The 11,955-nt window shown below is 67.5% G+C and carries 10 protein-coding genes; 5 read left to right on the top strand and 5 right to left on the bottom strand.

The features are described from left to right. Window positions 1-123 precede the first annotated feature (123 nt). Both fbaA and ACQPYR_RS41405 read left to right on the top strand, forming a co-directional pair. Complete coding sequence (fbaA, locus tag ACQPYR_RS41410) at window positions 124-1,158, top strand: class II fructose-bisphosphate aldolase (RefSeq protein WP_433635389.1); 1,035 nt, start codon at window positions 124-126, stop codon at window positions 1,156-1,158. A gap of 31 nt (window positions 1,159-1,189) precedes the next feature. Beyond that, window positions 1,190-2,308 (top strand): BTAD domain-containing putative transcriptional regulator, encoded by a 1,119-nt coding sequence (locus tag ACQPYR_RS41405; RefSeq protein WP_063044796.1) that lies wholly within the window; start codon window positions 1,190-1,192, stop codon window positions 2,306-2,308. 4 nt (window positions 2,309-2,312) lie between these two features. Here the strand turns inward: ACQPYR_RS41405 and ACQPYR_RS41400 are convergent, their stop codons facing one another. Beyond that, window positions 2,313-2,651 (bottom strand): excalibur calcium-binding domain-containing protein, encoded by a 339-nt coding sequence (locus ACQPYR_RS41400; protein WP_433625292.1) that lies wholly within the window; start codon window positions 2,649-2,651, stop codon window positions 2,313-2,315. A gap of 329 nt (window positions 2,652-2,980) precedes the next feature. Here ACQPYR_RS41400 and ACQPYR_RS41395 point away from each other — a divergent pair, with 329 nt between their 5' ends. Continuing rightward, window positions 2,981-4,435 carry a DUF4185 domain-containing protein gene (locus ACQPYR_RS41395; RefSeq protein WP_433625289.1) on the top strand — a complete coding sequence of 485 codons (1,455 nt, stop codon included), beginning with the start codon at window positions 2,981-2,983 and terminating at the stop codon, window positions 4,433-4,435. A 10-nt stretch (window positions 4,436-4,445) separates the two neighbouring features. On the opposite strand, the gene ACQPYR_RS41390 is transcribed toward ACQPYR_RS41395, so the two are convergent. The 3 genes from ACQPYR_RS41390 to ACQPYR_RS41380 all read right to left on the bottom strand — a co-directional run bounded on the left by ACQPYR_RS41390 (window position 4,446) and on the right by ACQPYR_RS41380 (window position 7,341). Then, a complete protein-coding gene (locus tag ACQPYR_RS41390; protein WP_433625286.1) occupies window positions 4,446-5,516 on the bottom strand; it encodes a fused (3R)-hydroxyacyl-ACP dehydratase subunits HadA/HadB in 1,071 nt (356 codons plus the stop codon). 116 nt (window positions 5,517-5,632) lie between these two features. Beyond that, complete coding sequence (locus ACQPYR_RS41385) at window positions 5,633-7,078, bottom strand: Rv0361 family membrane protein (RefSeq protein ID WP_433625283.1); 1,446 nt, start codon at window positions 7,076-7,078, stop codon at window positions 5,633-5,635. Beyond that, complete coding sequence (locus tag ACQPYR_RS41380) at window positions 7,075-7,341, bottom strand: hypothetical protein (protein ID WP_433625280.1); 267 nt, start codon at window positions 7,339-7,341, stop codon at window positions 7,075-7,077. Before ACQPYR_RS41380 ends, ACQPYR_RS41385 begins: the two co-directional genes overlap by 4 nt. Window positions 7,342-9,217: 1,876 nt before the next feature. Between ACQPYR_RS41380 and ACQPYR_RS41375 the strand changes: the two genes are divergently transcribed. Both ACQPYR_RS41375 and ACQPYR_RS41370 read left to right on the top strand, forming a co-directional pair. Continuing rightward, entirely contained in the window at window positions 9,218-9,667 is a 450-nt protein-coding gene (locus tag ACQPYR_RS41375; RefSeq protein ID WP_040696903.1) for a DUF3151 domain-containing protein, read from the top strand. A gap of 102 nt (window positions 9,668-9,769) precedes the next feature. Beyond that, window positions 9,770-10,873, top strand: coding sequence for an FUSC family protein (locus tag ACQPYR_RS41370; RefSeq protein ID WP_433635388.1), 1,104 nt, complete (start codon window positions 9,770-9,772; stop codon window positions 10,871-10,873). A 296-nt stretch (window positions 10,874-11,169) separates the two neighbouring features. Here ACQPYR_RS41370 and ACQPYR_RS41365 read toward each other — a convergent pair whose 3' ends face one another. Further along, window positions 11,170-11,955 carry a site-2 protease family protein gene (locus ACQPYR_RS41365; protein ID WP_433625278.1) on the bottom strand — a complete coding sequence of 262 codons (786 nt, stop codon included), beginning with the start codon at window positions 11,953-11,955 and terminating at the stop codon, window positions 11,170-11,172.

Here is an 11,955-nt window from a genome sequence, read left to right as displayed (position 1 = left end):
CCGGCCGGTCCGTATTGTCAACCCGCCGCACAGAGCGGTCCCCGCACATCGCGCGAAAGCCCGCTGGCTTAGTCTGTGGACTGACAGAATTGTCTTTTGCCGCACAACACGGAGGTCTTCACAGTGCCCATCGCGACTCCGGAGGTCTACGCCGAGATGCTCGGTCGGGCCAAAGCGAACTCCTTTGCCTTCCCGGCCATCAACTGCACCTCCTCGGAGACCGTCAACGCGGCCATCAAGGGCTTCGCCGACGCGGGCAGCGACGGCATCATCCAGTTCTCCACCGGCGGCGCGGAGTTCGGTTCGGGCCAGGGTGTGAAGGATATGGTCGTCGGCGCGGTCGCACTGGCCGAATTCGCGCATGTGATCGCCGCGCGCTACGACGTGACCATCGCGCTGCACACCGACCACTGCCCCAAGGACAAGCTGGACACCTTCGTGCGGCCGCTGATCGCCATCTCCCAGGAGCGGGTGAACGCCGGCAAGAACCCGCTGTTCCAGTCGCATATGTGGGACGGCTCGGCGATCCCGATCGACGAGAACCTGGAGATCGCCAAGGAGCTGCTCAAGGCGACCAACGCCGCGAACATCATCCTCGAGGTCGAGATCGGCGTCGTCGGCGGTGAAGAGGACGGTGTCGAGGCCGAGATCAACGAGAAGCTCTACACCTCCCCCGAGGACTTCCAGAAGACCATCGACGCGCTCGGCGCGGGCGAGAACGGCAAGTACCTGCTCGCCGCGACCTTCGGCAATGTGCACGGCGTGTACAAGCCGGGCAATGTGGTGCTCAAGCCCGAGGTGCTGGCCGAGGGGCAGCGCGTCGCGGCGGCCAAACTGGGTCTGGCGGCGGACGCGCAGCCGTTCGATTTCGTCTTCCACGGCGGTTCGGGCTCGCTGAAGTCGGAGATCGAGGATTCGCTGCGCTTCGGTGTGGTGAAGATGAACGTCGACACCGACACCCAGTACGCGTTCACCCGGCCGGTGGCCGCGCACATGTTCAGCAACTACGACGGTGTGCTCAAGATCGACGGCGAGGTCGGCAACAAGAAGGCCTACGATCCGCGCAGCTACCTGAAGAAGGCCGAATCGGCCATGGCGGCACGTGTCCTCGAGGCGTGCAATGATCTGAAGTCCGCGGGTCGCTCGATCAGCGCCTGACCCTATTTACCCTTCGGGGGGCATTGAGCACATGGTTCTGGATGTGCGCGTGCTCGGGCCCGTTCGACTGCTCGTCGGTGGTGAACCGGTGGCGGTCGGCGGGCCCAAGCCGCGAGCGTTGCTCGCCGCGCTGACCGTCAATCGACGGCGTGCGGTGGCTTCGGCTGCGCTGGCCGATATGGTCTGGAACGAGGATCCGCCCGATTCCTACGCCGCCAGCCTGCAGGTATTCGTCTCGAATATCCGTAAGGCACTGCGTAATTCGGGTGTGGATCCGGCCATGGTGCTGCGCACCGAATCATCCGGCTATCGACTCGAGATCCCGGAGGATGCCTGCGATCTCGGCCGCTTCGAGGCGGCCAGGGATGCGGGCACGCGCGCCGCCGAGGTCGGCGACCATGTGGGCGCGTCGCAACTGTTCGGAACTGCGTTGCGCGAGTGGAGCGGTCGGGCATTGGCCGACCTGGCCGGACTGCAGTTCGCCGACGGTTTCGCCACCGCGATGGACGAGGAGCGGCTGCAGGCCGCCTCGGCGCGTATCGATGCCGAAATCGCCTGTGGGCGTGCCTCATCGGTGATCGGCGAGTTGGTCTCGATGACCAATGAGCATCCGCTGCGCGAACCGCTGTGGGGTCAGCTCATCACCGCGCTGTACCTATCCGGCCGACAGGCCGATGCGCTGGACGCGTGCCGTCGGGTGCGCACAGTGCTCGCGGACGAACTGGGTATCGATCCGGGCCCGGTCCTGGTCGATCTCGAACAGCGGGTGCTGCGGCAGGAACCGCTGAGCACGATGGAGCTCAAGCGCACCGAGCGGCTGGCCGCGGCGATGACCGAGACGGTCACCGAGATGCCGCGTGCGGTCCGCAGTGGTCAGCTGCGCATGCCGGACGGCCGGGTCACGGCAATCGCGCAGGGCGGCATGCGAATCGGCCGGATGACCGATAACGATCTGGTCCTCGACGATCCGAAGGCCAGTCGCTACCATGCGCACATCATGCCCAGCCGGGCCGGGTTGCTGATCAAGGATCTGCATTCGGCCAACGGCGTATACGTCAACGACGAGGCGATCGAGAGCGGTGCGCTGCTCGCCGACGGCGACAATATCCGCATCGGCGCAACGGTTCTGGTGTTCCAGGCCGTCCAGTAATCGCTCAGTCGCAGGCGATGCCGTCCCCATCCGGATCCAGATACGGGTTATATCCGGACTGACCGCGATAGAGCGGCAACTTCCCCTCGGCCCGAACCTGATCGCAATCGGTGTAATACCGCGGCGACTCCTCCTCGTTCGACTTCTCCGGCGGCGGCACATTCGACCCCTTCGGCCCCGGCCGATAGGACGGCACCGGAAGCGAACTATCAGGCCCGGCAACGAATTGGGCGGCAGACGAATCGGCAGCGGCGATCGGCGACGCGATCGCGAGGCCGCCGACCACCAGACAGGCGGCGCCGAACGCGGGTACAGCACGGCGATAGATCAGTGAAGCGTTCACATCCTCCATCCTGCTACGCCTCCCGCGCCGATGTCAGTGCGGTCGAATGAGAACCACCGGAGGCCCTTTGCTCCCCCGGTGGACGGCCACTCACCCCGACTCGAGTTGTCGTGTCGTGGACGCTAGCAGGCGGTTGTCCTGCGGTCCCGGAAATGGAGTAGGAGTTTCCTGTTAATTCTGGATGTCCGTGCGGCGCATGGGTTATTCGGTCGGTAAGTCGGGCGGGGCGAAGCGGGCAAAACGGGTAGGGTCGGGCGCTGGTGCACAGCATCGCGGAGAGCATTGATGCGGCGGGTGTCAATTTTGCGCGAGATATCGAGGGGTTGCGGATGGCTCGGCGATGGGTGGCGGTGTTCGGGGTGGTCGTCTGTGCGGCCGGGGCGTTGACGTGCGCGGCACGAGCCGGTGCGGCGCCGGAGGAGACCGGGCCCGCGGCCGGGCCGTGTGTGACGGATCCGCCCGCGACGCATGAAGGCTTGATACCCAAGACGCTCGACGTGCCGATTCCGTATCCGGTGATCACCGTGCTGCCGCCGGATCGGCCCGAACCCGCGCCGGTTCGGACGCAGATGCAGTTGCCGCCGGATCCCTGCACGAATCCGTGCCCGGATCTGACCGATTTACCTTCGCTGCCGCCGAGTCCGGCGAGCCAACTCGGCATTCCGGAAATTCTGTTGAGCCCCAAGCCTTTCCACTTCGCGATTCCGGGACCGGGACCGGACCCCGGTCAGGTGCCGCCGCCTCCGCCGCGGGTGGATCCATCGACCGAGCCCGCCCCTGTGGCAGCGGCTCGCCCGACGCCACGGGTCGGCGCGGTCACCGAGGTGGCCAAGCAGACCGGCGCGAATTCGGTCAATCGGACCGATAAGCGCTGGCAGGTTGATGGCACCGATCTCGGCATCATGTGGGAGAGCGCGCCGGGGGAGATCGCGACCGCCTTCGGTGACACCGTCGGACGCGGCTTCCACCCGCCGGGCGGAATGGGATCGGATTGGCGCAGCAATGTGCTCGCATTCAGCACCGATCGCGATCTCACCGACGGCATGACCTACGACCGGATGGTGACCGACGACCGCTGCCACGCGGCCGAGGTGCTTTCCAGCCGCAAACTCGACAATGTCGAGGTCACCACGATTCCGACCTCCGGATTCGCACTCGGTGCGCGACAGTACCTGAGCTACATGTCGATTCGCACCTGGAACAGCATTCCGGGTACGTTCCTCACCAACTACGGCGGCATCGCCTATTCCGATGATCACGGTCAGACCTGGACCAAGGATCCCTACGCGCGTTGGGACAACATCTTCGGCCTCGCGAATTTCCAAGTGAGCGCGATGGTTCCGCAGGGCGGCTACGTGTACATGTTCGGCACGCCCAATACCCGCCTCGGCTCGGTCGGCCTCGCACGAGTGCCGAAGGATCAGCTCCTCAACACCACCGCCTACCAGTACTGGCGAGACGGAAACTGGACTCCGGTAGGCGGATTCGGCTCCGCGAGCCCTATCGTCGACGCACCGGTCGGTGAGTTGTCGGTGCGCTTCGACGCCTCCCGAAACGTCTGGCAGATGAGCTATTTGGACACCGCGAAAGCGGCACTGGTCGTCCGCGAAGCGAATTCACCGCAGGGCGTGTGGTCCGATGGCGCACCGACGGTGACGGTGCGCGAATATCCCGAGTTGTACGGTGGATTCATCCACCCCTGGTCCTCGGGTCCTGACCTGTACTTCAACGTTTCGACCTGGAGCGACTACAACGTCTATCTCGTGCACGCGACCATCGAATGAGGTTGCGCCGCTAGGCGAAGCGAACCTCGGCGATGGCCCGGCCGAAGAGTTTGCGGCCCTCCGAATTACCCGCGAGCACAATGGTCGCGGTCCGTCGGCGCGGATCGAGCGATTTGATCTTCCCGCTGAATTCGACGGCGCTCGGCGCCTCGGCGGTCACCGGAACGAATCCGGCGAACCGCACGCTGAACTTCTCGATGGCCGTCGGATCACCGAGCCAGGAGGTCAGGTAGTCACCGGCCAGGCTCATGGTCAGCATGCCGTGCGCCACCACTGTCGGCAGTCCGGCCAACTGGGCCGCGCGCTCGCTGAAGTGAATCGGGTTGGGATCGCCGGAAACGCCCGCATAGTTGGTCAGATCGCCGCGCGTCACATGCGCGGTCCCGGCCGGCAGCTGATCGCCGACGGCCAGCCGGTCGAAGTCCGGGAGCGAGCGCACGGATGCGCTGCGCACCGCGGGCTGTCCGGGAGGCGGGGCATCCGCGGGCAAGGCGACCAGCGGGCCGCTGTCCGGCACCGTGATATCACCGACGGTGACCGGGCGCGCGTGCATCATGATGTTCTCGACGGCGGCCGCGATATTCGGATCCACCTCGACACCGCGGCGCGCCACGATGGTGGTCGAACCCGATACCACGATCTCGCCCTGCTGGTTGGTCAGCGAGAAGGTCACCAGGATGAAGTCGTTATCGCCGAACTGGCGGATCGAGTCGATCACGATCTCGGTGCTGAGCCGGTCGCCCGCCAGGATCGGGCGGGTGAGCTCGAAGACCTGGTCGGTCTGCAGGATCTGGGACAGGTCGTATTCGGTGAGCACCGTGTCCAGCAGGACCCTGGTCGCATTGATGCCGATGACCGAGGCGAAGGTCGGCGGCGCGATGATCCCGTCGTAACCGAGCTCGAGCGCATCGGGTTCGGAGTAATGCGCACCGTGGCGACTCTGCGTCGCGCGGGCGAACTCACGGACCTTCTCCCGGCCGACCGAATAGTGTTCGCGAACCCGGAACCGGCTTCCCGCCAGCGTGGCTGTCTGCTCGACCACTTCGACTTCCGGTTTTTCGATTGTCTGCTCCCTGACCATGATCCGGGCCATGCTACTGGCGAACCGGTCTGATGACCAGGTAAGTGTGACGTTCGCTACCGGTTAGAGGGCTTACCTTTTGGATATGCCCTGCTGGACTCGGCGTCACCGTTCGGCTAGGGGGTCCCGGCACTCGGCGGGTCGCAGACCTTCCAGCCGTCGGCGGTCTGCTCCAGATCGAAAGTCCGCGCCGAGCGCTTCGTCGGATCCGCGTCGGTGTACACGGTGGCCTGCGCGATCGCCGTCTTGTCTGTGATCTTGATCGCATCGACGCCCGCCACCACGGGAATGTTCTTGCGATCCGTCGACAGCTGATGCACGCCCGCGAACTGGTCTGCCGCAATGCCCTGATAGAAGTCGTGCAACTGTCCACAGGTGGTGTTGCGCAGCGCCGCGAGATCGCCGGATTTCAGCGCCTGGGTGTAATCGGTGATGGTGGCGCGCACCTTGGCCTCCGGGGAGTTGTCGCCCCGGCTCCCGATGAGCGCGACCGCGAGCCCGATCACCGCGATGAGCGCCACCGCGGCCGCACCGAGGAACAACCAGCGCTTCGAGCGCTCGGCCGGTGCTTCGGCGGCCGCCGATTGCTGACCGGGCGGCGTGATGCGCTGCGGCTGGGCCATCGGTCGTGATCCGGTGACCGGCTGCGCGGGTCGAGTCAGCTGGGTATCCGCTGGTGACGGGGCCGACGCGACCTGACGCGGCCGCCCTGGCCCGCGCGGCGCCGAGGGCGCGGTCTCCTCGACCCCTGGCCCACTTTGCGAAGGCCCTTGCGCCCCAGCCTGTTTCGGACCCGCCGCCGGACGTGGTGTGCTCGGCGGCTTGCTGATGGGACCGGGCCGCGCCGCAGGCGCAACGACGCGGTCGGTACCGGGCTTGGTCCCGGCATCGGTCCGCATTCGCTGCGTGGCGTCCTTGTCGGCCGGCTTCTGAATCGGCAGTGCGACGGTCTGCTCGGCATCCAGCTTCGAAACCACCGGCATGGCGACCGTCTTGTCGTCCGCGCCCGCCAAATCCGGCTCATCCTGCGTCGGAGCAGCAGTCGCTTCCTCGGCGGTCGACTTCGCCTTCGGATCGATCCGGCGCATCACCATGGTCGCCGCATCGGCACCCGCGGCATCGTCGACCTCGTCGGCCGCTGTCGCGGACTTGGCCGCAGCCGAATCCCGCTGAATTACAGTGGTTTCCGCAGCGGATCCGGTCGCCGATACGGGGGTGTCACCCGGTGACGAGGTTGCAGACGGTGGCTCAGCTCCGGTCGATTCAGCGGCACTTGATGCGGTCGCCCCCGCGGACTCGTCTTCTACCGCGGCCTCAGCATCGGATCCTGCGGCGGCCGCAGCGGCAGTTCCACCTGCCGCAACAGCAGCCGCGGACTTCGCCGTACCGCCAGCGGACTGGGCGGCGGGACCACCTCGTTTGATCACGACGGTCGGTGCATTCGGCCCGGAGCCAGTATCGGTTGCTCCGCCGGAGCCGCCAACCGGCGTCGCCGCACCCGGCGCCTTCGTGGAAGCCGTCTTGCCCTCGACGCCACCACGCGAGATCTCCGTGGTCTTCACCTCGGAATTCGCCGCGTCACCGCCGGACCGTGTGGAATCGGCAGCTGCGCCCGGTTTCGCGGAACCGGGCGCAGACGACGCCGCGCCACCATCTCGTCGACCCGGGTTGGTTCCGCCGCCGGGCGCCGCAGGTGAGGCAGTGCCGCCGTCTCGTCGGCCGACACCACCCGGCCCGGTTGCGCCGCCCTGCGCAGGTCCAGACGCAGCCGCGCCGCGATCTCGCTGGCCCGCGCTGCCAGGCGTGGGAGCCGGTGAGCTGCCACCTCGCTGGGCTGTGCCGCTGGGGTTGGCGTTGCCGGGCGTTGGGGCTGGTGAGGTTGTGCCGCTGTCTCGTTGGCTTGTGCTGCCGGGCGTGGGAGTTGGTGAGCTGCCACCTCGCTGGGCCGTGACGTTGGGGTTGGCGTTGCCGGGCGTTGGGGCTGGTGAGGTTGTGGCGCTGTCTCGTTGGCCTGCGATGCCGGGCCTGGTTGCGTTACCCGGTGCGGGAGCAGATAGGGCGGCGCCGCCACTGCGTTGGCCCGCGCCGCCGGAGTTGGCTGCGCCGCCCGGCCTGGTTGCGTTGTCCGGTGTGGGGGCTGATGAGTCGCCACCTGGCTGGGCCGTGCCGCCCGGGTTGGCTGCGCCGCCTGGGTTGACTGTGCCGCCCGGCCTTGCTGCGCCACCCGGCCTGGTTGCGTTGCCTGGCCTGGTTGCGTTGTCCGGTGTGGGGGCCGATGAGTCGCCACCTGGCTGGGCTGTGCCGCCCGGGTTGACTGTGCCGCCCGGCCTTGCTGGGCCGCCCTGCCTGGTTGCGTTGCCTGGCCTGGTTGCGTTGCCTGGCCTGGTTGCGTTTTCCGGTGTGGGGGCTGATGAGTCGCCACCTGGCTGGGCTGTGCCGCCTGGGTTGACTGTGTCACCCGGCCTTGCTGGGCCGCCCGGCCTGGTTGCGTTGCCTGGCCTGTTTGCGTTTTCCGGTGTGGGGGCCGATGAGCCACCACCCGGCTGGGCTGTGCTGCCCGGGTTGGCTGTGCCGCCCGGCGCGGAAACCGATGAGGTGCCGCTAGCTTGTCGGCTTGCACCGCCCGGCCTGGTTGCGCCACTCGGCGTTTGAACGGATGGTGTTGCGCCGCCAACTTGTTGGCCCCCGCCGCCGGGCTTGGCAGTATTTCCCGGCGCAGGAGCAGGCGACGCGCCGCCGCTGTCTCGCTGGCCTGCGCCGCCTGCGGTGCCCGGCCTGGTTGCATTACCCGGCACGGGAGGCGAGGCTGCGCTGGTATCTCGCTGGCCCGGCCGTGTGACGCCGCTCGCGGTCTGAGCGGATGGGGCTGCGCCGCCCGGCCGTTGACCTGCGCCACCCGGGGCGGATGTGGATGACGGCGCATTGGTTGGGCTTGGTGCAGCGGGTTTCCCGAGCGCGGCGATATCCCCGGTCGCCGCACCGGACCCGCCCGAGGGCCCGGGCGACGGCTGCCTTGGCGACGAAGCTGCGGGAACTGGCCGCGTGGCCGCACCTTCTTTCGCAGCCGAACCGCTTCCCGATGGCGCACCGGATCCCCGGGATACGCTCGGCCCCGACGAGGCGGGCACCGGTCGGGTTGGAGCAGTGGCCGAGCCGCCGCCTCCCGCAGCGCCAGGCCCCGAGGGAGTGCTGGGGCCTGTGGCTGGACCAGGGCGCGTGGGCGCGTTGGATCCCGACGAACTGGGCCCTGACGATGAGGGGAACGGACGGGTCGCGTCAGCCGCGCTTTCCTTCGCGGCGGCCCCGGCTCCCGAGGAGCTGCCCGTTCCCGACGGGGAGTCTGTGGCCGGACCGGGGCGCGAGGGCGCACCCCGTTCGGAGGGGTTGGGCGATGTGGGTGTCCGGTCAGCGGGCGCGGCTTGGCGCGGGTCAGCTGCCGCTTCGGTGGGGCGGCCGGGATTTTGTGCCGGGCTCTTCTCGTCGTTCGGGTCGGACACCTATAACCCCTCGGTCGGGCGGAACAGTTGAACTCGACGGCCAGCCTAGCCAGCAATTCGGTCGACTGTGATGATTCCCCTGCGCCGTACGCCGCCTGGTCCGGCTCGACAGCGGCGGGTGCGCGCGACAGGTGGGCTGGGCACTGCTCAGCCAGGGGAACGCCGTGTCGGCGCGACACGCACGCGCAGTGCACAATGAACCGCATGACCTCGTTCGGTGACTTGCTCGGACCGCAACCGGTACTCCTGCCCGAAGACTCCGATGCGGAGGAGGCGCTGCTGAACAATGCCGATCCGGTGCAGGTCGCGGCCGCGCATCCGTCGGCTTCGATCGCCTGGGCCCATCTCGCCGAGGCCGCGTTGGAGCGTGGCGGGGCCGAAGGCGATACGCAGGTGGTCAATCACGACATCGTCGCCGCGTACGCGTTCGCGCGCACCGGCTACCACCGCGGCCTGGACCTGTTGCGGCGCAATGGCTGGAAGGGTTTCGGGCCGGTGCCGTGGAGCCACGAACCCAATCGCGGTTTCCTGCGCAGTGTCGCCGCGCTGGCCAGGGCGGCCAGGGCGGTCGGCGAGACCGAAGAGTACGCACGCTGCCTCGATCTGCTGGAAGACTGCGACCCGCGCGCCGCAGGTGAGCTCGGCCTCGACTAAGTAATTGCAGCATTGCGGAGCGATTCGATGAGGGGTGGTGGTCGGGCGACGACGGGTGGGCTCGACCCGAATTCCCCGGTAGGCATCGCCCGCGACAGCAGCATGCAGAAGCTGCGCAGCTCGTGGGCGCGGTTGCGATTGTCCGCGCTGCCGATTCTGCAGTGCGCGGTCGGCGCGGCGCTGGCCTGGTTTATCGCGCACACAATAGTCGGGCACACCCAGCCCTTTTTCGCACCGACCGCGGCCGTGGTCTCGATCGGCATTTCGTTCGGCGCCCGGCTGCGCAGGTCGGTGGAGTTGGTGGTCGGTGTCGCGGTCGGCATCGGCATCGGCGACCTTTTCATCACCCGCGCCGGCACGGGCGTCTGGCAGATCGCCCTCGTCGTCGCGGTGGCCATGGCGCTGGCGGTATTCCTGGACGGCGGTTCGATCATCACGATGCAGGCCGCCGGTTCGGCGGTGTTGGTCGCGACGCTGCTGCCGCCGTCGGCGGGCGGCGGCTTCTCGCGCATGATCGACGCGCTCGTCGGCGGGTTGGTCGGCGTGGTCGTGGTCGCATCGATACCACTGCATCCGGTGCGTCGGGCCCGCGAGCAAGCCGCGGAAGTCCTTGCGGTACTGGCGAAGTCGCTGCACGACTGCGCCGACGGTCTGCTCGAACAGGATCCGGAGAAGATCCGCACGTCGTTGACCGCGGCCCGCGCGACCCAGCCCCAGATCGATGGACTGCGCTCCACCCTGGAGGGCGGCCGCGAGATCAGCCGGATCTCTCCGCTCTATTGGAATTCCCGTCAGCGCCTCGACCGTATCCGCGCCACCGCCGACCCGCTCGACAATGCCGTCCGCAATACGAGGGTGCTGCTGCGCCGTTCCCTCACCCTGGTCCAGGACGACGAAATCCTCGACCCGCGACTGATCGAGGGACTGGAGCGCCTGGCCCAAGCCGTCGAGGTGGTGCGCCGGATGATGCTCGCCGATCCGGGCCAGCAGCCGGATCAGGCCGAGGCCGCCCGGGTGCTGCGCGGCATAGCCAAGGCCGCGCGACCGGAACTCGTTGAGGGCGCGGGACTTTCGGCCCATGTGGTCTTCGCGCAGATGCGCTCCATGCTGGTCGATCTGATGCAGGTCTGCGGTATGCAGCGCATCTCGGCCATGGCTCTGCTGCCCCCGACGGTCCCGAATCCGCACGTGCCGCCGGCGGAATGAACCGACTACTCAGCGGATTTCGGACATACTCCCGCCGCTGCGGAACCGCATGCTCGGCCCCCGGCACCTGAATCATGATCTTCGCGTAGTCCGCTACTCGTGTTCGCGGCTGCCCGCGGTCATAGCCTCGAGAGGCAACCGCGGTTACGAGGGGTAGCGCGGTTGGGACGCTTCGCCCGACGGCGAACCGCCCTACCGGCCATATGGTGTGGTGGCCGGGCGGGTACGGGCGCGCAGCCGTCGTGCGAAGAGGTCGCCCGGTCCGGGAGGTCGGATCGGGCGGCCGGGACAATCGGCTAGGTCCAGAACCGGGTCAGCCAGCTGCCGTACCGCGACCAGTCCGCATCGACCCCGGACAACTCGTACAGCGAGTACACCGCATCGAAGAACACCTTGTTGATCGACGGCGTGAACAGCAGCGCGAACAGGATCAGCATCCCGAACGGCTTGAACTGATCGAGTGCCCGCCGGGTCTGATAACTCAGCGACGGCTCGATCACGCCGTATCCGTCCAACCCGGGCACCGGCAGAATGTTCAAAAGCGTTGCGGTGATCTGCAGAAACGCCAGAAAGCTCAGGCCGTACCAGAACGCGCGATGCGAACTGTCACTGCCGAGAAACCGCACGACCACCAGCAGCAGCACCGCGCATACCGCATTCACCGCGGGCCCGGCGCCGCTGATGATCCGTTGCATGCGCGCGCTCACGTTATGCGTGTGCACGTACACCGCACCGCCCGGCAAGCCGATTCCGCCGAGTGCGATGAACACCATCGGCAACACGATCGACAGCAGCGGATGGCTGTATTTCAGCGGATTCAGCGTGAGATAGCCCCGCAACTCGACCTCGCGATCGCCCGCCCGCCACGCCGTGTACGCATGCGCGAATTCGTGCAGACACAGCGTGACGATCCAGCCGAATACGACGAGCAGAAATACCCCGAACTTCGCCCGCGTCGATTGCACGTCGGCGTTCCATGCGAGCGCGCCGCCGGCCACCGCGATCGCGATCACCAGCAGGAATATCGGGCTCGGCCGTCGCGAAACACCCGATGCGGGGCGGCCGTCTCTCGGGAAACGCAT

Origin of the sequence: Nocardia sp. CA-120079 (assembly GCF_050955745.1) — a bacterium.
Lineage (GTDB): Bacteria > Actinomycetota > Actinomycetes > Mycobacteriales > Mycobacteriaceae > Nocardia.
The sequence above is the reverse complement of the archived record's forward strand: the minus strand, read 5'-3'. Positions and strand labels throughout refer to the sequence as shown.

What these genes read in the sequence shown, in the direction of transcription:
- ACQPYR_RS41375 (WP_040696903.1), top strand. Translation starts at nt 9,218, where the DNA reads ATGACCTCGTTCGGTGACTTGCTCGGACCGCAACCGGTACTCCTGCCC.
- ACQPYR_RS41395 (WP_433625289.1), top strand. Translation starts at nt 2,981, where the DNA reads ATGGCTCGGCGATGGGTGGCGGTGTTCGGGGTGGTCGTCTGTGCGGCC.
- ACQPYR_RS41365 (WP_433625278.1), bottom strand. Translation starts at nt 11,955, where the DNA reads ATGCGTTTCCCGAGAGACGGCCGCCCCGCATCGGGTGTTTCGCGACGG.
- ACQPYR_RS41390 (WP_433625286.1), bottom strand. Translation starts at nt 5,516, where the DNA reads ATGGTCAGGGAGCAGACAATCGAAAAACCGGAAGTCGAAGTGGTCGAG.
- ACQPYR_RS41405 (WP_063044796.1), top strand. Translation starts at nt 1,190, where the DNA reads ATGGTTCTGGATGTGCGCGTGCTCGGGCCCGTTCGACTGCTCGTCGGT.
- ACQPYR_RS41370 (WP_433635388.1), top strand. Translation starts at nt 9,770, where the DNA reads ATGCAGAAGCTGCGCAGCTCGTGGGCGCGGTTGCGATTGTCCGCGCTG.